We start from the raw sequence: 26,162 nt of genomic DNA on the forward strand, positions 1-26,162 counted from the left end.
CACGCGCGGAACCGGAATTGAATCGCACGCTATCGATTTCGCGCTTTTTGCGGATTTATCCTTCGCGACCCGCCGTCTGCACGACTAACATTCCTCGCGTCTCAAGCGACATGTGTCGCATGCCGACGCGCTCGGGACATGGCCACGCACGCTCGATACACAGCCCAATGCCACGCACATGGATGGGGATGTCCCGATGGCGAGTGAATTGCTCCAGTCGCAGCCCGAGATCGCGTTATTCCTGAGCCTCGCGATCGGTCATCTGATCGGGTCCTTCAAACTCGGGCCCATTCAGTTGGGCGGCGTCTGCGGCACGCTGATCGTCGCGCTGCTGCTCGGCCAGTTCGGCCCGAGAATCGACGCCGATCTCAAGAACATCGCATTCGCGCTGTTCATCTTCGCGCTCGGCTTCACAGGCGGCCCGCAGTTCTTCGCGAACGTCGGACGCGGCTGGCGCTATGGCCTGCTGTCGATCGTCGAAATCGTCTCCGTGCTCGCGCTCGTGCTGATCGCCGTGGTGCTCATGAAGCTCGACGCAGGCACCGCCGCCGGTCTGCTCGCGGGCGCCGCCACCGAATCGGCCGTCATCGGCACCGCGACCGAAGCGATCGGCAAACTCGACGTCGCGAGCGCCGAGATCGCGCGCATGCAATCGAACGTCGTGACGGCCTATAGCGTCAGTTACCTGTTCGGGCTGATCACGATCGTGTTGTTCACGAGCCAGCTCGCGCCGCTCGCGCTGCGCGTGAATCTGCGCGAGGAAGCCGAACGGCTCTGGCGCAAACTCGGCGGCGAAGGCGCGCTCGAAGACGGTCAGCGCGAAGCGATCGCGCCGCTCGTCGCGCGCGTGTTTCGCGTCGGTCCCGCATGCGACGGCGTCACGGTCGGCGCGATCGAGCTCCGATACGGTTCGAGCCTCACGTTCGAACAAGTCGAACGCGACGGCGTGCCGACAACGGTCGGACACGATTTCGTGCTCGCGAACGGCGACATCGCGCTCGTATTCGGCCGACGAACCGCACTGCTTGCCGCCGCGCACGACATCGGCATCGAAATCGCGGGCCGTGACGTGTTCGGCGCCGCGACCGGGAAACGCCTCGACATCGTGCTCACGCGCAAGGACGCCGAAGGCGCGACGCTCGCCGAGTTGCGTCAACGCGCGAAGCCCGAACAAGGCCGCGGCATCTATATCACCGCGATCACGCGGCTCGAAGCGACGATTCCGGCGCTGCCCGGCACGCGTCTGAATCGCGGCGACGTGCTCACGCTCGTCGGCGCGAAGGCCGACGTCGAACGCGGCGCGACATCGCTCGGCTATCCGCTGAGGCCCACGCAGAAAACCGATTTCGTCTATCTCGGCATCGGCGTGCTGATCGGCATGGCGCTCGGCCATATCGGCGGCCGCGTCGGCGGCATCGCGCTGTCGCTCGGCACGGGCGGCGGATGTCTGCTTTCCGGCCTGTTGTTCGGGTGGGTCCGTTCGCGGCATCCGCTCGTCGGGTCGCTGCCGCCGGCTGCCGCGCAGATCCTCAAGGACTTCGGCCTCGCGACCTTCATCGCGGCCGTCGGATTATCGGCGGGTCCCGATGCGATCAAGCTCGTGCGCGAGTACGGCATCGCGTTGCCGCTCGTCGGCATCCTGATGGTGCTCGTGCCCGGCGCGCTGTCGCTCGTGATCGGCCGCTATTTGCTCAAGCTCGACATTCCGATGCTGCTCGGCGCGATCGCGGGCCAGCAGTGCAGCACGCCCGCGATCAGCGCACTCGTCGGCGTGACCGGGAATTCGACGCCTGTCATCGGTTACACGATCACGTACGCACTATCGAACATCTTGCTGCCGCTCATGGGGCCGGTCGTCGTCGGACTCGCGAGCACGTTGGGATAGGCCGTCGACCGCCGCGCTTGAACACATGAACCGCGCGCGACGCGGGCATCGAGCGTACGCATCGACGAACCGGGCCGCCGCGCCTGATGACCGAGTGAGGACACGATGGACTGGCTACACACGATCTTCCATAAGTCTCCTGAAATCGCACTGTTCCTGTCGCTGGCCGTCGGGTATTACGTCGGCCAGATCAACTTCGGCAAGTTCCAGCTCGGCGGCGTCGGCGGGTCGCTGCTCGCGGCGGTCGTCATCAGCCAGGTCGGTGTGACGGTCGACAACGGCGTCAAGGCCGTCATGTTCGCGGTCTTCATCTACGCCGTGGGCTACGACTCGGGGCCGGGCTTTTTCAATTCGCTGAATCGCAAGACGCTGCGCGAAATCGCGATGGCCGTGTTTCTCGCGGTCTCGGCGCTGATCACGGTCGTCATCTGCGCCAAGCTGTTCCACTTGAACAAGGGCATTGCGGCGGGCCTCGCGGGCGGTGCGCTCACGCAATCCGCGATCATCGGCACCGCCGGCGACGCAATCGCGCGGCTCGGTCTGCCCGCCGATCAGGTCAAGTCGCTGCAGTCGGACGTCGCGATCGCCTATGCGGTGACCTACGTGTTCGGCTCGCTCGGCGCGATCATCGTCTGCGTGAACGTGCTGCCCAAGTTCATGGGCCAGGGCCTGCGCGAAGCGTCGATCCAGGCCGAGGCCGAGATGAGCGGCGGCACGCCCTTGCTCGCGACCGGACAGGTCACGGCATTGCGACAGTTGTTCGGCCGTGCGTACCGCGTCCTCGATGCGCAAGGCAAGAAGGTCGACGAGATCGAAAGTCTCGAGAACGACTACATCGCGATCGAGCGCGTACGACGCGCCGGCAAGGCGTTCGAGCCCGAACCCGATACCGTGCTGCAGAAGGACGACATCGTGCTCGTCGTCGGGCGTCGCGAGCAGATCGTCGATGTCGCGCGGCTCATCGGTCCCGAGGTCACGGACTCCGAAGACGCGAGTCTGATCCTCCAGACGCGGCAAGCGGTATTCACCGCCAAGGGGCTCAACCATCACACGATCGGCGACATCCGCGAGCGCGTCGATCGCACGCTGCGGCACGGCGTATTCGTCGAAAGCATCACGCGCGTCGGCCAGCCCGTTCCGGTTCTCGCGGGCACGAAGGTCGAGCACGGCGACGTCATCACGTTCTACGGCACCGCGAAGGACACCAAGCGCGCGGTCCAGGCAGCGGGTTACGAGCTGCCCTATACGATCAAGACCGACTTCATCTATATGGGCGTCGGCCTCGTGCTCGGGCTGCTGATCGGTCTCGTCGTCGTCAACATCGCGGGCATTCCGCTGACGCTCGGCTCGGGCGGGGGCTGTCTGCTCGCGGGCCTGCTGTTCGGATGGATGCGCGGCAAGCATCCGATGTACGGCGTCATGCCGAGCGCCGCGTCGCGCTTGCTCCAGGACTTCGGTCTCGCCGCGTTCGTCGCGGTCGTCGGACTCAATTCGGGTTTGCAAGCCGTCGTCACGATCAAGCAGCTCGGCCTCACGATCTTTCTGCTCGGCGTGTTCGTCACGCTGTTCCCGCTGCTGCTGACGATGGTGTTCGGCCGCTACGTGCTGGGGTATCGGAACGCGGCGATTCTCGCGGGCGCGCTATCGGGTTCGCGCAGCGCGAATCCGGCGTTCGGCGGCGTGCTCGACAAAGCCGAAAGCGCGGTGCCCACGGTGCCGTTCGCCATCACCTATGCCATCGCCAACGTGCTGCTGACGCTGCTCGGTCCGCTCGTCGTCGGCCTTGTCTGATCCGGCGTCTTGCGCGCGGCCCTCGGGGCACGCACGCCAGGCTCGCGACGCGAGACGCCCTCAACCCGCACTTCTTCGCACTGGAGACGCCATCATGGCCAAAGGCAAACGCGACAGCGAACAAGCAAAGCTTTCGATGCTGAGCCCGTTCGAACTCAAGGACGAACTCATCAAGGCCGCGGGCGGCGGCGCCGTCGAACGCGCGGCGAACCTCGCGATGCTCAACGCGGGGCGCGGCAATCCGAACTTCCTCGCGACGATTCCGCGGCACGGCTTCTGGCAACTGGGCCTGTTCGCGATGCGCGAGGCCGAGCGTTCGTTCGCCTATATGCCCGAGGGCGTCGGCGGCTTTCCGAAGCGAGAGGGACTCGCCGAGCGCTTCGAACTCTTCGTGCGCGAACACAAGGACGTACCCGGCGTTGCGTTCCTCGCGGGCTGCGTATCGTATGTCCGCGATCAGCTCGGGCTGTCGGGCACCGACTTTCTCTATGAAATGTGCGAGGGCATTCTCGCGTCGAACTATCCGGTGCCGGATCGCATGCTCAAGATATCCGAAGTCATCGTCGGGCAGTATCTGCGGCGCGAGATGATCGGCAAGCACCCGTTCGTCGGCGAGTTCGATATTTTCGCGGTCGAAGGCGGCACGGCCGCGATGACGTACATCTTCAATACCATGCGCGAGAATCACCTGATCACGGCCGGCGACACGATCGCGCTCGGCATGCCGATCTTCACGCCGTACATCGAGATTCCGAGTCTCAACGACTATCAGCTCAACGTCGTGAATCTCAATGCCGACGTCTCGAAGGGTTGGCAATACACGAACAAGGAGCTCGACAAGCTTCGCGATCCGAAGGTCAAGGCGTTCTTCCTCGTGAATCCGAGCAATCCGCCGTCGGTCAAGATCAGCGACGAGAGTCTCGAATACATTGCCGACATCATCAAGGAGCGGCCGGATCTGATCCTGCTGACCGACGACGTCTATGGGACATTCGCCGACGACTTCGTGTCGCTGTTCGCGCTCGCGCCGCGCAATACGATCCTCGTCTACTCGTATTCGAAGTATTTCGGCGCGACCGGTTGGCGTCTGGGCACGATCGCGACGCATCGCGACAACGTGCTCGACAAGCTGCTGTCCGATTTGCCGAAGGCGACGAAGGCCGAGCTACACAAGCGCTACGAGTCGATCACGACCGACCCCGATAACCTGAAATTCATCGATCGCCTCGTGGCCGACAGCCGCACTGTCGCGCTCAATCACACGGCCGGGCTTTCGACGCCGCAACAGGTGCAGATGGTGCTGTTTTCGCTGTTCGCGCTCATGGACACGCCCGATGCGTACAAGAATGCGCTCAAGCGCGTGATTCGCCGGCGCAAGCAGGCGTTATACGAAGAGATCGGCATCTCGTTCAAGGACGACGATCCGGACCAGGTCGATTACTACACGATTCTCGACGTCGAGTTTCTCGGCGAGCGCGCATACGGACGCAAGTTCGTCGACTGGCTGCTCGCGAATACGGAGCCGACCGAGCTGTTGTTCCGGCTCGCGAGCGAAGCGCGCGTCGTGCTGCTGCCGGGCATGGGCTTCGGCACGCCGCATCCGTCGGGGCGCGTGTCGCTCGCGAATCTCAACGAATCCGACTACCGCAAGATCGGCCGCGCGGTACGCAAGCTCATCGAGGAATATGTCGAGCGCTACAACGAGGCCACGGGATCGAAGCTCGACAAATCGAAGGTCATCTAGCGGCTGCATCGTCTGTCGCGCGGCTCCGCGGTCACGGGAGCCGCTTTTTCGTTCGACGCGGTCTCGCTCGATGCGGGACCGGTTGCCGGGCTTTTCGGCGTGTACGGTGCGAGCAGAGACCTGCACCGTAGAGGCCGCGCGCGCTCGTCCTCCCCCGCGCTCACCCTCTCCTCGCTCGCCGATTCGCCTCGATGCGATGCCAATCGGCCGAATCGACACGGCGCACGCGCGCCGGATACTAACTGCCGGCGCTAAGGTGCCGGGCTTCGATCGATCGCACTTTATTCCGGTATTTTAGGAATAATGCGAATTTCTCGGCACAAAACACATTTCTTCCTAAAATATCGGAACTATCGACGTTCAGAGCATCGCGTCCAATTAATTCCGATATATTAGGAACTATCGCGCTAATGACTCTTCAAACCCATTAATTCCTAAATTATCGAAATTATGTCACGCACGCTTCCTCCTTCGATCGACGACCCGGATCCCCTCGCGCGCAGCATGGCCGAACTCGGCGCGCTCGTGAGAAACCAGCGTGCGCGGAGCCTGTTGCGCATCGACGATGCGGCCGACCTGATCGGCGTATCGAAAGAGGTGCTTTCGCGGCTCGAAAACGGGCGTTCCGTCGGCCTCGACAAAGTCTTCAAGGTGCTCGACGGTCTCGGACTCTCACTCGTCGTCGTGACGCGACTCGAAACCGAGACCGCGGTTCGCGCGGTGCGAACCGATGCGCAGGAGTCGGCCTGATGACGTCGTCGCTGAGCATCACGAGCCAAAGCGCGCCCGTCGGAAGGCTGACCCACGACGCTCGCGAGGCGCGCTATGCGTTCGACTATGACCGCGCTTGGTCGTCGAACACGGCAAGCTTTCCGCTCTCGCCGCATGTGCCGTTGAACGGCCCGGCGCCAAGTTCGAGCACGGTGCAGCGATTTATCGAAAACCTGTTGCCCGAAGGCCGCGCGCTCGATGTCGCGGCCAGCATGAATCAGATCTCGAAGGACAATACGTTCGGCCTGATTCGCGTGCTCGGCAAAGAGCCCGTCGGCGCGCTGAGTTTTCTTCCCGTCGATGCGCAGCCCGACGGCGCGCTCGTCGGCCCGTCCCCTGACGACATGGCGCCGATTCGTCGAGAACTCACGCACGAGGAACTCAGTGAACGCATTCGCGAGCGCGACGCGGTGCCCTTCGAGGTCTGGGACGGGGCGGTTCGCCTGTCGCTTGCCGGGTATCAGGACAAATTGCAGGTGCTCGTCGAAGGCGACCGCTTCTATCTCGTCGACGGCTCACTAAGCTCAACGGCGATCCTGAAGCCCGAAGGGCGCAATCCGAAGGCGCCGTTCATGGTCGCAAACGAGCACTTCTGCATGACGTTCGCCGCGCATTTGAGTGTATCGGTTGCCCCCGTGGCGATCCATCGGATCCCGGACCCCGTGCTGCTCATTACGCGATTCGATCGTGAGATCGAGGCCGAACCCGGCGATCCGCAACGCGCCCGCCATGTGAAGCGGCGACACGTCATCGACGGATGCCAGGCGCTCGACGTGCCATCGGGCTTCAAGTACGAACGCAATTTCGGCGGCGCGGCCGACGTGCGCCATATCCGTGACGGCGTGAGCTTCGAGAAACTCTTCTCGCTGATGCCCTATATGGCGAATCCCGCGATCGCGCGCACGCATCTGATCCGGTGGGCGCTGCTTCAATTGCTGATCGGCAACACGGATGCGCACGGCAAGAATGTCTCGTTCTTTCAGCATCACCACTATCTCGCCCCGACACCGCTGTATGACCTCGTCTCGGTGATGAGCTATGACGGCGCATTCGATCTCGACATGGCCATGGCCTACGGCGACGTGTTTCGGCTCGACGAGATCTCGGCGTTCGCACTGGCCGACTTCGCGCATCGCACGCAGACGCGTCCGGCGTTTCTCGCGCGCGAGATGATCCGCATGGCCAAGAGCGCTCCGAAGATCGCGCTCGAGCTTGCGAACGCCCCCGTCTATCTCGATGGCGAACGCGCACTCGTCAGGAAGATCGCCGAGTTCGTCGCGACCCAGGCGGCACTGTTGCTCAAACTTGCGGCCATGGTGCCGCAAGTCGATCCCGCACTGCTTTGAACTAAGTCTTCGCGGACGTGCGCATCGCGCCGGAAGCGACGCCGCCCGACAGCGGACGCCGCCACAACTGCGCGATCAATACGCCCACGAGCGCGACGCCGCCGCCCAGCACGTGATACCCATGCAGATGCTCGCCGAACCACCCGACCGCGATGGCCGCGGTCGCGACGGGCAGCAGATTCATGAACATACTGCAGCGATTCGGACCGAGATGCCGGATGCCCTGCATCCAGAAGTACGGCAGCACGACCGATGCGAGACTGCCCGCATACGCGATCAGCGGCAAACTCGCGCGATTCGGCAACATGGTCTCCCACGGCAAGCGCAAATCGAACACGAACATGAACACCAGCGCGAACATCGCCTGGACATAGGTCGATTGCCACGAAGGCAAGCCCACATGCCAGCGCCGCACCAGCACGCTATAGAGCGCGTACGCCAGCGCCGCGTCGAGCATCAGCAGATCGCCGAGGTGCGCGCCGCCCGCGAGCAACGCGCTCGGCTGTCCCGCGCTGATCAGATACACGAGCCCGGCCAACGACAATAGGCCGCCGAACACCATGCCGCGCGTCGGCGGCTCGCGCAGCACGACGACCGACAACCCCATCGTCAGCAACGGCACGAGCGACGTCATGATCGCCATATTGGTCGCCGTCGTCGTTTTCGCGGCCTCGTACGACAGGCATTGAAACAACGCCATCGCAAGAAAACCCAGGAACGCGAGCCGCGGCAACTGCGGCACGATCGCCGCACGATTGCGCCAGGCCGGTTTCAACACGAACAGACTCATCAGCGCGGTCGCCAGCACGAGCCGCCAGAACGTGATCGCAGTCGGGTCGATCGTGCCGGCCGACAGCTTCGACACCATCACATTGCCGGCCCACAACAGGATCGCGGCAAAAGGGAACAGGAAATACGGCGCGGACATGGCGAGGATCGTCTCCGAAACAGGGAAGGCCCGATCGTGCGCGCGCCGTCGCGATCCGTCTCACGCTAAACTGGCGAGACTTATCGTAAAACTGCCACCTCGATGATCCCGTCGCCGCCGCATGACGTCCACGTCCGTTACGAACAGACGCCGATGCCCGTCGCCGTGCTCGCGGCCGACTACCCGTCCGGCGCGTGGGTCGCCCCGCATACGCACCGGCGCGCGCAACTGCTCTACGCGATTGAAGGCGTCATGCTCATCGAAGCGCAGACGGGTCGCTGGGTCGTCCCGCCCACCCGGGCCGTCTGGCTCGACGCGGGGCTCGAACATACGGTGCGCATGAGCGGCAACGTCAAGATGCGCACGGTGTTCGTCGAACCCGGAACCGTCGATCACTTGCCGAGCAGCAGTTGCGTCGTCGAAGTTCATGCACTGCTGCGCGAGCTGATTCTCGCAGCCGTCGAGGTGCCGTTCGACTATGCGCCGGGCAGCCGCGACGCGCTGATCATGCATCTGCTGCTCGCCGAACTCGCGGCGATCCCGCGCCTGCCGCTTTATCTGCCGTGGCCCGTCGATACGAGGCTGCGCACGATCTGCGACGCGATCATGGGTGCGCCCGATCAGGCGCACGCCGTGCTCGACTGGGCCCAGGCGTTCGGTATCGCGGAGCGCACCCTGCATCGGCAGTTTCATCGCGAAACCGGTATGACATTCGGACGCTGGCGTCAGCATGCGCGGCTGTTCCTCGCACTCGAACGGCTCGCGCACGGCGAGAAGATCGTCGACGTCGCGCTCGACCACGGCTATACGAGCCAGAGCGCGTTCGCCGCGATGTTCAAGAAGCACTTCGGCATTGCGCCGTCGATGTTCTATCGCTAAGCGCGGCGACCTTCAGTCCGCCCGCGCATGCCGGACCGCGAGCCACGCGGTGACGAGCGCGACGACGGTGACGGGCACGCTCGCGCCGATGACCATCGATGCGCTCTTGCCGATCGCGAGCAGTTGCGCGGCCGCGAGCGGTCCGACGATCGAACCGAGGCGGCCGACCGCCACGGCGGCGCCGACGCCCGTACCGCGAAATTCGGTCCGATAACAGGCCGCCGCGAGCGCATAGAGCACCGCTTGCGCGCCGACGACGCACATGCCCGCGAACAGCACGGAGACCGACAGCGCGCCCATCGTCATCGCGCCCGACAACGCGATCAACGACGCGACGATACCGACATAGACGATTGTCACGATCGCGCGCGGCTTGTAGCGATCCATCAGCAGACCGAGCGCGAGCACGCCGATCACGCTGCCCGCATTGAAGAAGATCTGCGTGACGCCCGCTTGCGCATGACTCAGGCCGCGGCTCACGATCAGAGACGGCAACCAGTTGAGCAGGAAATACAGCACGATCAGCGTGCAGAAGTAGCTGATCCAGATTTCGATCGTCGCCGCCGCGCGGCCCTCACCGAACAGCACCGCGAGTGTCGGTTTGGGTTCGACCGCCGTGCCTCGCGCGACCGCGCTCTCGGTTTCGAACGCGCGCGATTCGGGCAGCCAGAGCAGCAGCAGCGGCACGACGATCAACGGTCCGATGCCGCCCGCGTAAAAGATGTGCCGCCACGCGGTATCGCCCGCGCTGAGCACGCCGATGAATGCCGCGAGCGCGCCGCCGAGCGGCATGCCGCAATACATGATGCTGACCGCCGTATTCCGGCGCCGCGGCGCGACCGCCTCGGCCGACAACGCGATGAGATTCGGCATCGCGCCGCCGAGACCCAGCCCCGTCAGCACGCGCGCGACGAGCAGGCTCGGAAAGCTCCAGACCAGCGCGGTCAGAATCGAGAACATGCCGAACACGACCATCGAGAGCAACAGCACGCGCTTGCGGCCGATACGATCGGCGAGCCGGCCGCCGATCATCGCGCCCGGCAACAGGCCGAACATGCCCGCGCTGAAGGCGAGCCCCATCTGCGTGACGGACAGCCCGAATTCATGCGCCATGCGCGGCGCGGCCACGCCGGTCGACTGCAGATCGACGCCTTCGAGAATCGCGACGATCAGGCACAGGCTCAACACCCATGCCGTGCCCGTGGTCGCGGCGACCGGGCGTTGTGTAGTGGTAGTGGACACGGTGTCTCCTGTCTCCTGATGAAGGCAAAGGCTGGCGTCTACGTCCAGCTCTTGAGCCGAAAAACGCGCTTGGCGCGGGCGAGTGCACGACTACATGACATCGGATGCGCCGGATAGCGCCGCGTCGCACGGCAGATCGGCGCGCAATCCTGCCTCGACGAGACGCCTGCGATGCTCGAACTCGGCCACGCGATAGTCGAAGAAATACGCCGCGGCCGCGCGCTTGCCCGCGTAGAACGCGTCGCGTGCGCAAGCCTCGTGCGCCGGCTCGCGATGCGCGACGCGCGCGGTACGCAACCAGGCGAAGGTCAGCAACAGCCATCCGAGCATCGCGAGATAGTCGTCGGCGACGCGGTAAGGCAGCTCGGCATCGGCGACGCTGTCGCGCGCGAGTGCCGTGCTCAAGACGTCGACATGCATGCACATCGATCTCAAGACGTGCGCCTTCGCGACGAGCGCGTCGGCGTATGCGGCGCTCGGGCCGCGCTCCGTCGAGTCATGTCCGGCCGTGCAACGATCGGCCTCCGCGACGAGCGTATCGAGCAGCATACGAAGCCGCTCACCGCCATCGCCGATGACCTTGCGCACGAGCAGATCGATCGCCTGAATCTCGTTCGTGCCTTCATAGAGCATCGACACGCGGCTGTCGCGCACGGTCTGCTCGATGCCGTACTCGTGGATATAGCCGTAGCCGCCGAAGACCTGAAGCGCATTCGACGCGCACGCAAATCCATGGGCCGTGAAAAACGCCTTCGCGACGGGCGTCAGCAACGCCGCCATCTGTTCGGCGCGCGCACGCGCATCCGGATCGGGATCGTGGGCCGCGATATCGAGCCCGTGCGCGATCCAGTAACCGATGGCGCGCGCACCCTCGACGGTCGTGCGGATGTCCATGAGAATCCGGCGCATGGCCGGATGCGCGGCGATCGGCGCCGGCGCGTGTGTTCCCGGCGGCGCCGACACCGCCCGCATCTGCAAGCGTTCGGTCGCGTACGCGCTCGCACGTTGCCACGCGAACTGCGCATGCCCGACGCCCTGCATCGCGACCTGCAGACGCGCCGCATTCATCATGACGAACATCGACGCGAGCCCGCGATGCGGCTCGCCGATCAGCCAGCCGCGCGCATGCTCGAACCGCATCGCACATGTCGGGCTGGCCTTGAGACCCATCTTCTTTTCAATGCCGTCACAATGCACGCCGTTGCGCTCGCGGTCGCCCTCGTGGCCGCACACACCACCGCGCGCGATCCACTTCGGCACGAGAAACAACGACAAGCCGCGCGTGCCCGCCGGCGCATCCGGCAAACGCGCCAGCACGAGGTGCACGATGTTGTCGGTCAGATCGTGCTCGCCGCCCGTGATGAAAATCTTGCTGCCGGTGATCCGGTATCCGCCTGAGTCGGCATCCGCTTCGGTGTCCACCTCGGCGCGCGTCCGGATCAGGCCGAGATCGCTGCCCGCCTGCGGTTCGGTCAAGCACATCGTGGTCAGCCATTCGCCGCTCGCGATCTTCGGCAAATAATCGCGCTTGAGCGCGTCCGACCCGTGCGCGTACAGACAGGCCGTCGCCCCGTGCGTGAGCCCCGGCGACATGAGCCACGCGTGATTCGCCGCCGCGAGCATTTCCTGGAGCGCGGCGTCGAGCAACTGCGGCAATCCCTGTCCGCCCGCGTCTTCGGCGAGCGCGAGCGTCGGCCATCCGCCTTCGACGAACGCGCGATACGTCTCGCGAAAACCGCGCGGCGTGCTGACCTGCCCGTCGACGAACCGGCATCCTTCGAGATCGCCCGGCCCGTCGAGCGGCGCAAGTTGCTCCGACACGAAACGCGCGGCTTCGCCGAGCACGTGTTCGACCGTGCCGGCATCGAGCGTCGCCCACGCGTCGACACGTTGCCAGTCGCGCGGCGCGTCGAGCCATTCTTCGATCACGAAGCGCATGTCGCGCAGCGGCGCTTGATACGAAACCGTCATATCAGGCTCATCTCATGCGGATCGAGCGGTATCCGCAACGATCACGGACGCGTCGGGCGCGCCGGCGGCGTGCATCGCTTCGACAAGCGCGGCCCGATGCGAGAGCACGGCGCGCTGGTTGATCGACCCCTTGTCGGTGATCTCCCCGCGATCGAGCGACGGCGGTTCTTCAAGCAGCCGCAAACGCTGAATCCACGTCGCGCTGCCCGTCGACGATGCATTGAGCCGCTTGAGCAGCGACGCGAAGAACGCGCGCACCGCGGGCGCCGCGAAGACCTCGGTCGCGCCGGTCGATGCATCGCATTGCGCGAGGCGTCGGCAATCGTCGAGACGCGCGAAGATCAGCGCGCCGATATCGTCGCGATTCATCCCCGTGATGACGGCGTCCTGCACATACGGCGCGCCTTCCGAAATGATCCGCGCGCGCATCGGGCCGACGCTCACGAACGTGCCCGAACTCAGCTTGAAGTCTTCGGCGATGCGGCCATCGAACATCAGCCCGATTTCGGGCTGCGCCGGGTCGGCGAATCGCACGGCGTCACCGGTCCGGTAGTAGCCTTCGTCGTCGAACACGTCGCGCGCATCCGCCTCGGCGATACGCCAATATCCGGGCATCACGTGCGGGCCGCGGAAGCGGACTTCGAGCTTGCCGTCGACGGGCGCGAGCTTGACCTCGCAACCGTGCGCGGGCAATCCGACATAGCCCGCGCGCATGATCGGCCCCGTCGTGAACAAACATGACGGCGACGTCTCGGTCATGCCGAGACCCGCCATGATCCGGATGCGCTCGCCGCAATACTCGCGCGTGACGTTTTCGAGTCGATTCCACGCCGCCTGCGACAACCCCGCACCCGAGAAGAAATACATCTTCACGCGCGAGAAAAACGTCGCGCGAAGCTGTGCGTCCGATTCGAGCGCGGCCGTCAGTTCTTCCCAGCCCTTGGGCACATTGAAATAGATCGTCGGCGCAATCTCGCGCAAATTGCGCAGCGTCTCGTCGAACTTGCCCGCCACGGGCTTGCCGTCGTCGATATACAGCGTGCCGCCGTTATACAGTGCGATACCGACGTTGTGGCTGCCGCCGAACGTATGGTTCCAGGGCAACCAGTCGACGAGCACGGGCGGTTCCTCGCCGAAAACCGGGAACGTCTCGAGCAGCATCTGCTGGTTCGCGCACAGCATCCGGTGCGTCGTCGGTACGGCCTTGGGCAGCTTCGTCGACCCCGACGTGAACAGAAACTTGACGATCGTGTCGGGTGTCACGGCTTGATGTGCGGCATCGACCGAATGCGCTCGGGTCGCGATCAGATCGGAAAACAGCGTCGTCTTGCGCGTCGCCATGTGTGTCGATTCTGCCGCCGTTGCGCCGGTGGGCGCCGCGATCGTCACGCACTCGACATCGGACGGCACCGCCGCCGCGAGCGCCGGCGAAAATGTATTGATGTCGGATACACAGACGAGACCCGGCGTCAGCACACGCATCGCATGGCGCAGCTTGTTGAAATCGCCCGAAACGAGCGAATACGCGGGCGACACGGGCGAGTACGGCACGCCGGCCCACATCGCGCCGAATGCGAGCTGCAGATGTTCGAGATCGTTGCCCGACAAGATCACGAGCGGCCGATCCGTCGAAAGATGGCGGTCGAGCAAGGCCTGTCCGATCGAACGCGCGCGTTCGAGCATCTGCGCATAACTGATGCCGATCCATTCGCCGTCCGCGCCGCGGCGCGCGACGAGCCAACGATCCGGATGCGCGCGCGCGCCGCTGACGAGGCGCTCCGTGAGCAGGTGCGGGTACGCGCCCAGCGGCTCGCGCGCCTCGATATACCAATCTTCGCCGCGCCGCTCGACGCGCGGCGACGACTGTCCGATCGATACCGGACGGTAGCCGGCGAACGGCGTTTGCGCGGCCTCCATGCCGCGTCCCTCAGTCGGCTTCGATTCCAAAGCCTGTCTCCTAAGAAGGCTGCCGCCGCACCCGCTTCACGCGGACCCGGCGACGCTCGACTGCACGTTCAGAGAATCGTCGTGCGCGGTGTCGTGCGAGCGCTTGTTGCGCGCCCTGCTGCACAGAGAACGAATCGGCGATACGGCGGCCCCGCCGCGGACCGATTCGATATGTCGCGCGCCGACGCCGCCGCGCCTATCCTCCGGCGCGCATCCGTCGGCACGTCCGGGTCAGCGCTTATACGCCTGCAGACCCGGCTTGATGCTCTTGTCGTCGAGGAACTGCTTGAGTCCCTTCTCGCGGCCATGCTCGGGATCGCGACCGTTGGCCTGATCGAGCTTCGCGTAGAGATAGTCTTCGTTCTGTTCCCACGTGAGTTCGCGGCTGCGCTTGAAGCCGTGCTTGGCGGCACGCAGCACGACCGGATTCTTGTCGAGCAGCTTCGACGCGAGCGCGAGCACTTCGTCGCGCAGTTGCGCGCGCGGCACGCTCTTGTTGACGAGCCCCATCTCGGCCGCTTGCGGACCCGTGAACGTATCGCCCGTCATGATGTAGTAGAGCGCCTTGCGGTGACCGACCGTATCGGCCATGGCCTTGCTGACGAGATTGCCCGGCGGAATGCCCCAGTTGATCTCCGAGAGACCGAACACGGCTTCATCGGCCGCGATCGCGAGATCGCATGCGACGAGCGGCGAAAACCCGCCGCCGAAGCACCATCCGTTGACCATCGCGATCGTCGGCTTCGAGTACATGCGCAGCAATTGCCATTGCCAGCGGCTTGCGTCGCGACGAATCTTTTCCTGCAGGATTTCCGGACCCGCGTCGATCTCGCGGAAATACTCCTTGAGATCCATGCCGGCCGTCCATGCATCGCCTTCGCCCGTCAGCACGAGCACGTGCGCATCGTTGTCGAGCTCGACGGTTTCAAGCACGTCGATCATCTCGGCGTTGAGCGTCGGGCTCATCGCGTTGCGCTTCTCGGGACGGTTGAACGTGACCCACGCAATGCCGTCTTCGACCGCGACCTTGACCGTTTTCCAGCGACCTTCGTAGTTCATTCGTGTCTCCATGTGCGTCGTCGCGATCGCGACCGTGAACACAATTTAATATCAGGCTTCCTGATATGTAAAGTAGAATATGATCGCGTCGGTACAAACCCTGTACGACCTTCGAACACGCATGACGCAATGGCCAGAAAATCTTCCAACGATGTGCGGGACACCGAAATGACGACGCGCGCGAAGCCTGTCGCAGCGAGCGTCGCACCGGCCGCCACGACGAGCGCTTCGCCGATGCGGCTGAGTTATCTGATCGGACAACTCGACCGCATCGTGTCGCGGCGCCTGTCGGAAGCCTTGGCCGAGCATGGCCTCACGTTGCCGCAATTCACCGCGCTGTCGGTGCTCAACGCGCGCGGGCGCTCGTCGAACGCACAGCTCGCCGAGCGGTCGTTCATCACGCCGCAGTCGGCGAACGAAGTCGTCAAGACGATGGAAGCGAACGGCTGGGTCATGCGCGAACCGGATCCGAACAACAAGCGCATCGTGCTGCTGCAGCTCACGGCGGCCGGCAAGACCATGCTGCGGCGCTGCGACGAGATGGCCGATCGCGTCGAGCGCACGATGCTCGATACGATCGACGACGCCGATGCGCGCGCGCTTCGCGCCCTGCTGCAGTCGTGCGTCAAAAGCCTGCGCGCGAGCTGAACACACCCATAACGGAGACACGCCTTGGACATCGAACAACTCGTCGCGATCGACACGCACGTACATGCCGAAGTGTCGTGCTGTCAGCCCCCCGACCTCTTTGCGAAAGAATTCGACGATGCGGCGGACAAGTACTTCGGCACCGTACTCAAGCAAGGGCGCAGACCGACGATCCCCGAAACGATCGAGCACTATCGCGAGCGCAAGATCGGTTTCGTGATGTTCACCGTCGATTGCGAAACGAACATCGGCCGCCGGCGGATTCCGAACGAGGAGATCGCCGAGTTCGCGCAAAAGAACAGCGACATCATGATCGCGTTCGCGAGCATCGATCCGCACAAGGGCAAATTCGGCGCGCGCGAAGCCCGCAAGCTCATCGAGGAATACGGCGTGCGCGGCTTCAAGTTCCATCCGACGATGCAGGCCTTCTTCGCGAACGACCGGCTCGCGTATCCGATCTACGAGGTCATCGCCGAGCACAAGCTGCCGGCCGTCTTTCACAGCGGTCATTCGGGCATGGGCTCGGGCATGCATGGCGGCGGCGGATTGCGGCTCAAGTACTCGGAGCCGATCCATCTCGACGACGTCGCCGTCGATTTCCCCGACATGAAGATCATCATCGCGCACCCGTCGTGGCCCTGGCAGGAGCAGGCGCTGTCGATCGCGCTGCACAAGCCCAACGTCTATATCGACCTGTCGGGCTGGTCGCCGAAATATTTTTCGCCCGAGCTGATCCGCTACGCGAACACGCTGCTCAAGCGCAAGATGCTGTTCGCGTCGGACTTCCCGCTGATCCGTCCCGATCGCTGGCTCGAAGACTTTCAGACGGTGGGGTTCAAGCCTGAAGTGCATCCTTTGATCCTCAAGGACAACGCGGTCGAACTGCTCGGGCTCGCACCGCAGGCATAACGCGCGCAACGGCATCGTCGGCGTGACCACCCGACGCGCGGCTGGCTCGCGCGTCATGGGTTCAGACCGCCGATGTGCGGCCGGCGGCCGCACATCGCGACCTCGCGTGACGTTCAGTCCGCGAGAAACTCGACGGCCATCCGATTGAATGCCGCCGCGTGTTCCCATTGCGCCCAGTGACCGCAGCGGCCGAAGATATGGAAGTCCGCATTCGGCAAGCCCCAGACAAGGCGCAGGCCGACATCCATCGGCACGAAGCGGTCGTCGCGGCCCCAGATCACGAGTGCCGGCGCCTTGATTTCGTTGAGGCGATGACCGTAGTCGGGGAATTGCTTCGGGTTCGCGGCGCTGCTCTTGACGAAGTTATCGAGGTGATCGCGCCGCGCGAGCATGTTCTGCAAACGCGCCTGCATGAGTTCCTCGGTCAACGTGCTCGGATCATAGACGAACACGTTGAGCATCTTCTTGAGGTTCTCGATCGTCGGCTCGCGATACAGCGCCTGCAGCAGCTTGATGCCTTCGGTCGGCATCGGCACGAACTGGCTCGGGCCGCCGGTGCCGCCGCCCATCAGCACGAGCTTGCCGACACGCGCCGGATTCGCAAGCGCGAACGCGACCGCGCTATGACCGCCCATCGAATTGCCGAGCAGATGCGCGCGCTCGATGCCGAGCGTATCGAGCAGGCCTTTGAGCACGCGCGCATTGAGGTCCGAGCGCGAGCCCGTGCAGACGATCGAATCGCTCTTGCCCCAACCCAGACAGTCGAGCAGCAGGACGCGATAGCCGGCGTCGGCGAACGCGTCGATATTCCGATTGAAGTTCGCCCAGCCGCTTGCGCCGGGTCCCGAACCATGCAGCATGACGACGGTTTCGTCGCCGTCTCCGACATCGTTGTAATGCACGCGAAGTTGCGTATCGCCTTCGACGAATGTGAAAAAGCGGCTGGTTTCCGCTTCGGTGCGCGGATCGATCACGGCTGACATGGAAGTATCCTTTTCTCTGGGTTCGAATCTGTACGGGGTCACGAGCGGTCCGGTTCAGGGTGCGATGTTCAGATCGCCCGGTTCGGGCATCGGGGCATGCGTGGTACGCGCAGCAGGACGTGTCATCGAACGTGTCATGCGGCTCGAAACACGACGCCGCATCGCGTCACGGTCGTTCAGATACGTCGCTCAAATACGCGCGTCCTGCGCGTCGGTCTGCGCGCGTTTGAGATCGAGCGCGACGTCGACGATCATGTCTTCCTGACCGCCGACCATGCGGCGGCGACCCAGCTCGACGAGAATATCGACGGCCTTGAGGCCGTATTTCCGCGCGGCGACTTCCGAGTGCCGCAGGAAGCTCGAATAGACGCCCGCGTAGCCGAGCGCGAGCGTTTCGCGATCGACGCGCACTGCACGGTCCTGCAGCGGACGCACGATATCGTCGGCCGCGTCCATGAGCGTGTAGAGATGCGTGCCGTGATGCCAGCCGAGGCGTTCGGCCGCCGCGACAAAGACCTCGAGCGGCGCATTGCCCGCCCCCGCCCCCATGCCCGCGAGCGACGCGTCGATGCGATCGCAGCCCTCCTCGACCGCGACGATCGAATTCGCCACGCCGAGACTCAGATTGTGATGCGCATGCATGCCCGTCTGCGTCGCGGGATCGAGCACTGCCTTGAGCGCCTGGAAGCGCGCGCGGATATCGTTCATATTCATCGCGCCGCCCGAATCGACGACGTAGACGCAGGTCGCGCCGTACTGCTCCATCTTTTTCGCCTGGACCGCGAGGTTCTCGGGCGTCGTCATATGGCTCATCATCAGAAAACCGACGGTGTCCATGCCGAGCGCGCGCGCGTACTCGATATGCTGCTTCGAAATATCGGCCTCGGTGCAATGCGTCGCGACGCGCACGACGCGCGCACCCGCATCGTAGGCGGCCTTGAGATCGTGGATCGTGCCGATGCCTGGCAGCAGCAGCGTCGCGATCTTCGCGTGTTCGACGACATCCGCGACGGCCTCGATCCATTCGAGATCGCTATGCGCGCCGAATCCGTAGTTGAAGCTCGATCCCTGCAGGCCGTCGCCATGCGCGACTTCGATGCTGTCGACCTTGGCCAGGTCCAGCGCGCGCGCAATCGCGCGGACGTTCTCGATCGAATACTGATGGCGGATCGCATGCATGCCGTCGCGCAGCGTGACGTCCGAGATATAGAGTTTCTTGCTCATCGTGCCGTGCTCCCTATGCGTTCGCGATCGATTGCGCCATGCGCTCGGCCGTCGCGAGCGCGGCGGACGTCATGATGTCGAGATTGCCCGCATACGCGGGCAGGTAGTGGGCTGCCCCTTCGACTTCGATAAAGATCGACGTCTTGAGCCCGCTGAATCGTCCGAGACCCGGAATCGTGAGCGGCGCGTCGGGCGGAATCCGGTCGAACTGCACCTTCTGCTTGAGACGGTAGCCGGGCACGTACGCGTGGACCGCTTCGGCCATGCGCTCGATCGAGGCTTCGATACGCGCCTCGTCGGCGGCCTCCGACAGCACGTAGACCGTGTCGCGCATCATGATCGGCGGCTCGGCGGGATTGAGCACGATGATCGCCTTGCCCTTCGCCGCGCCGCCGACGGCTTCGATCGCCTTCGACGTCGTTTCTGTGAATTCGTCGATGTTCGCGCGCGTGCCCGGCCCCGCCGACTTGCTGCTGATCGAAGCGACGATCTCCGCGTAATGGACCTTCGCCACGCGCGAGACGGCCGCGACCATCGGAATCGTCGCCTGTCCGCCGCATGTGACCATGTTGACGTTCGGCGCATCGAGATGCGCGTCGAGATTCACGACGGGTACGCAATACGGGCCGATTGCCGCGGGCGTGAGGTCGATCATCCGGATGCCGGGCTTGAGCGCGCGCAAATACGCGTCGTTGTGGATGTGCGCGTTCGCGGACGTCGCGTCGAACACCACGTCGATATCCGCGAATGCGGGCAGGCGTGCGAGGCCTTCGACGCCTTCGTGCGTCGTGGCAACGCCGAGTCGCGCGGCGCGCGCGAGACCGTCGGACGCGGCATCGATGCCGACCATCGCGGCCACTTCGAGGTGTTCGCCATGACGCATGATCTTGATCATCAGATCGGTGCCGATATTGCCTGAGCCGATGATCGCGGCCTTGAGTTTTTCGGTGTTCATGAAAGTCCTAAGTCGTGTGCTGTCGAAGTGCCTTGTGCGCGCGTGCGTGCCTGCGCGCTATGCCGTGAACGTGGCCCGCACGCTGCCGAGCCCGTCGATCCGCGCAACGAACGAACCGGGTTCGGTCACCGCGACCATCGGGCCGAGCGCGCCCGTGAGCACGATGTCGCCCGCGCGCAGCGGCGTGCCGAGCGCGACCATCCGGTCCGCGAGCCACGCCGCCGCGTTCAGCGGATTGCCGAGGCAGGCATCTCCTTGGCCGCGCGATACCACCTCGCCGTTCGTCGACATCGTCATCGCAGCCGTCGCGAGATCGAGATCGGCGAGCCGGACCGGCCGGCTGCCGAGCACGAACCGCGCGCTCGATGCGTTGTCGGCGACGGTATCGACGAAACGGATATCCCAACGATGAATACGGCTGTCGACAACCTCGATCGCCGCGAGCGCATAGGCGCTCGCATCGATGAGATCAGCGAACGTATGCTTGCGCCGCGTGAGATCGCGTTCGAGCACGAGTGCGATCTCGGCTTCGACCTTCGGCTGGATCAGCGTCGACAACGGTATCGGTTCGTGATCGCCATAGGCCATCGATGCGAACAACGTGCCGAAGTCGGGTTGATCGACGCCGAGCTGGCGCTGAACCGCGAGCGACGTCAGACCGATCTTGCGGCCGACGATGCGTTCGCCCGATGCGATCCGGCGATCGACATTGGCTTGCTGGACCGCATAGGCCAGCTTGACGTCGTCGATCGGAATCGCACCGCGCACGGGATCGATCGTCGCGCGTGTGGTCTCGGCTTCGTGCAGACGCGTGGCGAGCGTCGCGACGATGTCGTGGGGGGTGTCATGCATGTGCATCGAAGACTCCTCGTTCGTTCAAGCCGCGGCAGCCGCGACAGGATGATCGACAACCGCCCGCGTACCCTGCGCAACGGGCGACGCATGCATGGCGGCAAAACCCGCGATCCATTCGGGGATCGCGCGGTAGTAATCGAGCGAAGCCCGATACGGACCGTGCGCGGCGAGTGCCCCGAACGCGGCGATCCACGTCCGGATTTCGTGAGCCGATTTGCCCGCGTCGCGCGAGATCGCATCGTTCGTCATGCCGTCGACGGCGCTCAATTCGCCCGACGCGAGCCGGTCGAGAAACGCACGGTCCCATTCGGGATTCAGCGGATGCAAGGGACTCGTGCCCGACGTGAACGCGAGGGCCGCTGCGACCGTACGCGCCTGACGCGCGGCGCGCGATTCGGCTGACGGGTTGCGCCCCGCGATCAGCCGCTCGGCGACTTCGTCGTTCGCGCCTTCGATCTCGGGCACCGGAGGCTCGTGCGAGATGCCGCCCGAGCCGATGACGAGCACGCGCTTGTCGAGCCGCGCGACGAAGCGGCCGATCGCCTGACCGAGCAGCCGCGCGCGACGGCATGTCGCGAGCGGCGGCGCGACCGAATTGATGAAGACCGGAATCGTCGGGTATCGATCGAGGCCGCCCGTCAGCAATTCGAGCGCTTGCGCGCAGCCGTGATCGACTTGCATCCGATACGAGACCGACACGTCGATCTCGTCGGCGAGCACGTCCGCGGCAAGCGCGAGCGCGAGACCGGCATCGACGTTCAACGGTCCTGCGAGGCTCTTGAAGTCGCCGACGGCGCTCGCTTCGACGCCGATGCAAAACGGCGGCATCACGTCGTAGAAAAAGCCGTTGTAGTGGTCGGGCGCGAACACGATCACGAGTTCGGGATCGAACGCTTCGACGCGCGCGCGCGCGGCCTGCGTCACGCATTCGACCTCGGCCACGACGTGCGGCGCGGGATCGACATAGCCATGCAGCGGCGTATGGGACAGACACTCGAGATGAATCGGCATATCAGGCTCCGGTCGCGGCGCTCAGCGCGGTCGCCGGGTCTTGCCCGGACTCGCGCGACGGCACGTGGGCGGGTTGAGCAGCTTGGGCGGGCGGGACAGGCGCGGCCTCGCGGATCGTGCGCAACGACAGCTTGGCCGCGAGCGCGACGATCGACGACGACACCTGTTGCGGCGCGCACATGCCGGCGACGAACCGGTCGGGACGCAGCAGCACGACGGACGCGTCGACGTTCGTGAACCAGTCCTTGAGTCGTCCGTTGATGTCGCCGAGCGCGATGACATCGCCGGGGACATCGTCATGGAAACTCAATTGCGTATCGGGCTTGAGCATCACGAAGCATCCGCCGATCGATTGCCAGATCGCGCGTGCCTGCGGCGTGAGGCCATAGGTCGGGTCCGCGCCCCATGCGACGAGCGCAAACCGGTTGCCGATCGCATCGTCGAAGCGCTCGACGCGGCCGTCGACGCATCGCACGAGCGGCTGCACGAACATGCGCCCGACCGGCGAGTGCGCGAGCGGATCGCGGCCATGGACGATGCGGCCGATCGACGACTCGCGCTTCTCGCTCATGAGGCCAAGCAAACGGCCGGGCGCGGTATGGCCCGTCTTCGCGAGCAGGCGCGCGAGCACGCCGTTGCGCTGCGCGCGTTCGGGCAACAGCACGACGCCGGTTTCATAGCGCGGCATCGGCTTGAAGCGCATTTCGACGAAATAGCGCTTGACCGACGGCAACACGTTGAACGTACGCACGAACGCGTCGCGGAACGCTTTGCCGAAGCGTGTCGTCGGCGCGAAGATGTCGCCCGCGACCTCGGACAGATGGATCATCGATCGCGCATGCGCGCGGCGCTCGGCGGTATAGGAATCGAGCAGCGCGTCGCCGGCTTCGCCCTTGACGACCATCGCGAGCTTCCATGCGAGATTGCTCGCGTCGCGAATGCCGCTGTTATAGCCCTGGCCCTGCCAGACGGGCATGATGTGCGCGGCGTCGCCCGCGAGCAAGATGCGATCGGCGCGGAACGTGCGCGCGAGACGCGCGTTGTGCGTATAGACGCGCTTGCGGATGTAATCGACCTTCTCGGTATCGGCGACGACCTTACGCACGAGCTTCGCAAGGTTCTCGGGCTTCGAGAGTTCCTCCTCGGTCTCGCCGAGCATGACCATGAATTCGAAACGCCGAATCCCATGCGGCAGCGCGGCCGACACGTACGGACGCTTCGCGTCGCAGTGCATATAGACATGCGGCGAGCCGACCGGATCGTTGCGCACGTCGATGACGATCCATTGATTCGGCTTCGTACGACCCTCGAACGGCACGTCGAGCATGCGACGCACCAAACTGTTACCGCCATCGGCACCGATCATATAGGCCGCGCGCAGCGACTTGCGCGTGCCCGCTGCGTCCTCGACTTCGATCGTGACGCCCGATGCATCCTGCGTGAAACGCTCGACCGCGTGTCCGAGCCATACGTTCGCGTGATCGAAGCGGTCGAGCCCTTCGTAGAGCACCTGATCGGCGAGCGGCTGGATAAACGCGTTGCGGCGCGACCAGCCGAATTCGTCGGTGCGCGGTTCGATCGACGCGAAGCAGCGGCCCTTGAGCGTGAAACGCATCCAGTGATTCGGTGTCGTGTGGGGCAGCAATGCGTCGACGAGTCCGGCGGACTGGAACACGCGAAGCGCCTCGTCGTCGAGCCCGATCGCGCGCGGATAGTCGATGATCTTCGGCAGTTTCTCGACGACCACGACGCGGACGCCGCGCTGTGCAAGCAGATTGGCGAGCATGAGACCAACGGGCCCGGCGCCGATGATCGCGACATCGGTTGACGTGGGGGGCGGGTGGTCGATGCCAGCCGCCGGATCGAGCGCGCGACGCATGTCTGTCTCCTTGTATTGAGCGCGGTCGAAGCCGCGTTGGCGTCAAACGAAAGCAACGAACATCGTGGGGCGGGACGGGGGTCGCGGACCGATCGGGCGTTCGCACGCCGCATCGCATCGGCTGCCGCGCGGCGCGGCGCATCTCCGTGTTCGTTGTAGTTTTGCGTGAGTCTAGGCAGCGCGAAGCGGTCGCTCAACGTTTTGTGAAAAATGTGCATAGAATGCACATTGTTGAAAATAAAAGGATTTTCTGCGATGACGACGTACACGAACGTCCGCGGCCTGGCGCGGGGGCTGCAGGTGCTCGAAGCGCTCAACGCGATGGAAGACGGCCGCGCGACGAGCCAGCAGATCGCCGATGCGACGGGGCTGCACCGGACGACCGCGCGTCGTCTGCTCGAAACGCTCGTCGAGCAGGGCTTCGTGCGACGGAGTTCGTCGGACGACAGCTTCCGGTTGACGTTGCGCGTGCGCGCGCTCAGCGAAGGCTTCACGCACGACGAACGCATCGCGACGCTCGCGCCGCCGATCATGGGCAAGCTGCTGCAGCGCGTCGCATGGCCATCGGATCTGACGACGCCCGATGGCGACGCGATGATCATTCGCGAGACGACGCATCGATTCAGTCCGTTATCGTTTCATCGCTCGATGGTGGGACGACGCTTGCCGATGCTCTTGACCGCGGCCGGTCGCGCGTATTTCGGCGCATGTCCCGATGCGGAGCGCGAAGACATTCTGGAATTGTTGCGAGCAGGCGCGGGCGGAGAAGAACAGCAGTCGATCGCGATGAACGATGCGCTCGTGCGGAATCTGCTGCGCCGCGTGAAGGCCGACGGTTTCGGATCAAACCATGGCGACTGGGCCGCGCAAGGCAAGATCGGCGCGATCGCGGTCGCGCTTCATTCGAACGGGCGCGTGCTCGCGAGTTTGAACATCGTCTTTCTCGCGCGCGCGGTCAGCCTGGCCGAAGCGAAGCGCCGATATGTGCCCGAGTTGCAGCAGGCCGCGATCGAGATCGTCGCGGCACTCGAAGCGGAAGAAGCACCGCGCGCCGCCGTAGGGAAGGCCGGCCCGTCGATATCGATGGATTGAGATCGTGCACGGCCGCGCACGAGAGACGCCGCGTGAACGCGGCGTCTCTCGCACCCTCGTGTTGATTCGACTCGTCAGGCTTCGGCTTTCGCGTCGAAATACCCGGCCGCATGCATGTCGGCGATCAGCCCCGGTTGCGTCGGCGTCCAGCCGAGCAACGCCCGAGTCTTCTCGCTCGACGTGGCCGCATCGATGCCCGCAAAACGCTCGAACCACCCGAAATGCTCGGCGGCCTCGTCGCCCGACGTACTGACGACGGGCACGTCGAGATGCTGACCGATGACCGCGGCAATCTCCTTGAACGGGACGCCCGCTTCCGCCACGGCGTGATAGGCGTACCCCGTCGCGGCCTGTTCGAGCGCGCCACGAAACACGCGCGCCGCATCGACGCGATGCACCGCAGGCCATCGATTGAGCCCGTCGCCGATATATGCGGCGCGCCGCTTCTGACGCGCGAGCTCGATCAGAATCGGCACGAAGCCGTGATCGCCCGAGCCGTGCACGGACGGCGGCAACCGCACGATCGATGCACGCACGCCCGCATCCGCTAACGCAAGCGCGGCTGCTTCCGATACGCGCGGAAACGGGGCAGGATCCGGCAGCCGATCGTCCTCGGTGGCCACGCGTCCCGGCGCGAGCAACGCGACACCCGATGTCACGAGCAACGGCCGGTCGGACCCTTTGAGCGCGGATCCGAGCGCTTCAATCGCACGCCGGTCGATCTCGCAGTTCTCGACGAATTTCGAAAAGTCGTGGATAAACGCCGTGTGAATCACGCCGTCGGCCGTGTCCGCCGCGCGCCGCAGACCGTCGAGATCGTCGAGCGAACCGCGCCAGACCTCGACGCCGGCCGCCGTCAGAGACTGCGCAGCCGCATCCGACCGCGCAAGGCCGACCACACTATGTCCGGCCGATAACAGCTCGCTGACGACGGCCGTTCCCACGAATCCCGTCGCCCCAGTCACAAACACTCGCATCGCATGCTCCTCGTCAATGGACATCCGGGCTTACTATCTACTCGCGACGACGGCCGGTGAAGTCGG

21 protein-coding genes are annotated in these 26,162 nt (G+C 64.7%); 9 read left to right on the forward strand and 12 right to left on the reverse strand.

Annotation, left to right across the window (positions count from 1 at the left end):
* The first annotated feature begins 196 nt into the window (after positions 1 to 196).
* From aspT (D7S86_RS20575) to D7S86_RS20595, 5 genes are all read left to right on the forward strand, one after another.
* The gene (aspT, locus tag D7S86_RS20575; protein WP_121088944.1) at positions 197 to 1,885 is read left to right on the forward strand and encodes an aspartate-alanine antiporter; all 1,689 of its coding nucleotides are present in this window, start codon (positions 197 to 199) and stop codon (positions 1,883 to 1,885) included.
* Between the two features lie 105 nt (positions 1,886 to 1,990).
* Positions 1,991 to 3,676, forward strand: a complete 1,686-nt coding sequence (aspT, locus tag D7S86_RS20580; RefSeq protein WP_121088767.1) for an aspartate-alanine antiporter — start codon at positions 1,991 to 1,993, stop codon at positions 3,674 to 3,676.
* Positions 3,677 to 3,770: 94 nt separating this feature from the next.
* Positions 3,771 to 5,420, forward strand: a complete 1,650-nt coding sequence (locus tag D7S86_RS20585) for a bifunctional aspartate transaminase/aspartate 4-decarboxylase (protein ID WP_121088769.1) — start codon at positions 3,771 to 3,773, stop codon at positions 5,418 to 5,420.
* Positions 5,421 to 5,870: 450 nt separating this feature from the next.
* The gene (locus D7S86_RS20590) at positions 5,871 to 6,170 is read left to right on the forward strand and encodes a helix-turn-helix domain-containing protein (protein ID WP_240648313.1); all 300 of its coding nucleotides are present in this window, start codon (positions 5,871 to 5,873) and stop codon (positions 6,168 to 6,170) included.
* Positions 6,170 to 7,537: a HipA domain-containing protein gene (locus D7S86_RS20595; RefSeq protein ID WP_121088771.1), complete on the forward strand. Its 1,368-nt coding sequence runs from the start codon at positions 6,170 to 6,172 to the stop codon at positions 7,535 to 7,537. Before D7S86_RS20590 ends, D7S86_RS20595 begins: the two co-directional genes overlap by 1 nt.
* 1 nt (position 7,538) lies before the next feature.
* Here D7S86_RS20595 and D7S86_RS20600 read toward each other — a convergent pair whose 3' ends face one another.
* The gene (locus tag D7S86_RS20600; RefSeq protein WP_121088773.1) at positions 7,539 to 8,465 is read right to left on the reverse strand and encodes a DMT family transporter; all 927 of its coding nucleotides are present in this window, start codon (positions 8,463 to 8,465) and stop codon (positions 7,539 to 7,541) included.
* 102 nt (positions 8,466 to 8,567) lie between these two features.
* Between D7S86_RS20600 and D7S86_RS20605 the strand changes: the two genes are divergently transcribed.
* Entirely contained in the window at positions 8,568 to 9,344 is a 777-nt protein-coding gene (locus D7S86_RS20605) for an AraC family transcriptional regulator (RefSeq protein WP_240648314.1), read from the forward strand.
* 12 nt (positions 9,345 to 9,356) lie between these two features.
* Here D7S86_RS20605 and mhpT read toward each other — a convergent pair whose 3' ends face one another.
* The 4 genes from mhpT to D7S86_RS20625 all read right to left on the reverse strand — a co-directional run bounded on the left by mhpT (position 9,357) and on the right by D7S86_RS20625 (position 15,563).
* The gene (mhpT, locus tag D7S86_RS20610; RefSeq protein ID WP_121088775.1) at positions 9,357 to 10,586 is read right to left on the reverse strand and encodes a 3-(3-hydroxy-phenyl)propionate transporter MhpT; all 1,230 of its coding nucleotides are present in this window, start codon (positions 10,584 to 10,586) and stop codon (positions 9,357 to 9,359) included.
* A 90-nt stretch (positions 10,587 to 10,676) separates the two neighbouring features.
* Positions 10,677 to 12,557 (reverse strand): acyl-CoA dehydrogenase family protein, encoded by a 1,881-nt coding sequence (locus tag D7S86_RS20615; protein ID WP_121088777.1) that lies wholly within the window; start codon positions 12,555 to 12,557, stop codon positions 10,677 to 10,679.
* Positions 12,558 to 12,569: 12 nt separating this feature from the next.
* Positions 12,570 to 14,504, reverse strand: coding sequence for a feruloyl-CoA synthase (locus tag D7S86_RS20620; RefSeq protein ID WP_240648315.1), 1,935 nt, complete (start codon positions 14,502 to 14,504; stop codon positions 12,570 to 12,572).
* Between the two features lie 231 nt (positions 14,505 to 14,735).
* Positions 14,736 to 15,563, reverse strand: coding sequence for a p-hydroxycinnamoyl CoA hydratase/lyase (locus D7S86_RS20625; RefSeq protein WP_121088950.1), 828 nt, complete (start codon positions 15,561 to 15,563; stop codon positions 14,736 to 14,738).
* A gap of 168 nt (positions 15,564 to 15,731) precedes the next feature.
* Here D7S86_RS20625 and D7S86_RS20630 point away from each other — a divergent pair, with 168 nt between their 5' ends.
* Together D7S86_RS20630 and D7S86_RS20635 are read left to right on the forward strand one after the other, a co-directional pair.
* The gene (locus D7S86_RS20630; RefSeq protein WP_121088781.1) at positions 15,732 to 16,211 is read left to right on the forward strand and encodes a MarR family winged helix-turn-helix transcriptional regulator; all 480 of its coding nucleotides are present in this window, start codon (positions 15,732 to 15,734) and stop codon (positions 16,209 to 16,211) included.
* Positions 16,212 to 16,235: 24 nt separating this feature from the next.
* Entirely contained in the window at positions 16,236 to 17,120 is an 885-nt protein-coding gene (locus D7S86_RS20635) for an amidohydrolase family protein (protein ID WP_121088783.1), read from the forward strand.
* A 113-nt stretch (positions 17,121 to 17,233) separates the two neighbouring features.
* Here D7S86_RS20635 and D7S86_RS20640 read toward each other — a convergent pair whose 3' ends face one another.
* From D7S86_RS20640 to D7S86_RS20665, 6 genes are all read right to left on the reverse strand, one after another.
* Positions 17,234 to 18,103: an alpha/beta fold hydrolase gene (locus tag D7S86_RS20640; protein ID WP_121088785.1), complete on the reverse strand. Its 870-nt coding sequence runs from the start codon at positions 18,101 to 18,103 to the stop codon at positions 17,234 to 17,236.
* 189 nt (positions 18,104 to 18,292) lie between these two features.
* Entirely contained in the window at positions 18,293 to 19,327 is a 1,035-nt protein-coding gene (gene dmpG / locus D7S86_RS20645; RefSeq protein WP_121088787.1) for a 4-hydroxy-2-oxovalerate aldolase, read from the reverse strand.
* Positions 19,328 to 19,340: 13 nt separating this feature from the next.
* A complete protein-coding gene (locus tag D7S86_RS20650) occupies positions 19,341 to 20,282 on the reverse strand; it encodes an acetaldehyde dehydrogenase (acetylating) (protein ID WP_121088789.1) in 942 nt (313 codons plus the stop codon).
* 57 nt (positions 20,283 to 20,339) lie between these two features.
* Positions 20,340 to 21,134: a 2-keto-4-pentenoate hydratase gene (mhpD, locus tag D7S86_RS20655; protein WP_121088792.1), complete on the reverse strand. Its 795-nt coding sequence runs from the start codon at positions 21,132 to 21,134 to the stop codon at positions 20,340 to 20,342.
* Positions 21,135 to 21,158: 24 nt separating this feature from the next.
* Positions 21,159 to 22,148, reverse strand: coding sequence for a 3-carboxyethylcatechol 2,3-dioxygenase (locus tag D7S86_RS20660; protein ID WP_121088794.1), 990 nt, complete (start codon positions 22,146 to 22,148; stop codon positions 21,159 to 21,161).
* A gap of 1 nt (position 22,149) precedes the next feature.
* Positions 22,150 to 24,027 (reverse strand): bifunctional 3-(3-hydroxy-phenyl)propionate/3-hydroxycinnamic acid hydroxylase, encoded by a 1,878-nt coding sequence (locus tag D7S86_RS20665; RefSeq protein ID WP_121088796.1) that lies wholly within the window; start codon positions 24,025 to 24,027, stop codon positions 22,150 to 22,152.
* Between the two features lie 255 nt (positions 24,028 to 24,282).
* Between D7S86_RS20665 and D7S86_RS20670 the strand changes: the two genes are divergently transcribed.
* Complete coding sequence (locus D7S86_RS20670; protein WP_121088798.1) at positions 24,283 to 25,119, forward strand: DNA-binding transcriptional regulator; 837 nt, start codon at positions 24,283 to 24,285, stop codon at positions 25,117 to 25,119.
* Positions 25,120 to 25,193: 74 nt separating this feature from the next.
* On the opposite strand, the gene D7S86_RS20675 is transcribed toward D7S86_RS20670, so the two are convergent.
* Entirely contained in the window at positions 25,194 to 26,096 is a 903-nt protein-coding gene (locus D7S86_RS20675) for an SDR family oxidoreductase (RefSeq protein WP_121088952.1), read from the reverse strand.
* Between the last annotated feature and the right edge of the window lie 66 nt (positions 26,097 to 26,162).

Origin of the sequence: Pararobbsia silviterrae, from assembly GCF_003628125.1 — a bacterium.
Lineage (GTDB): Bacteria > Pseudomonadota > Gammaproteobacteria > Burkholderiales > Burkholderiaceae > Pararobbsia > Pararobbsia silviterrae.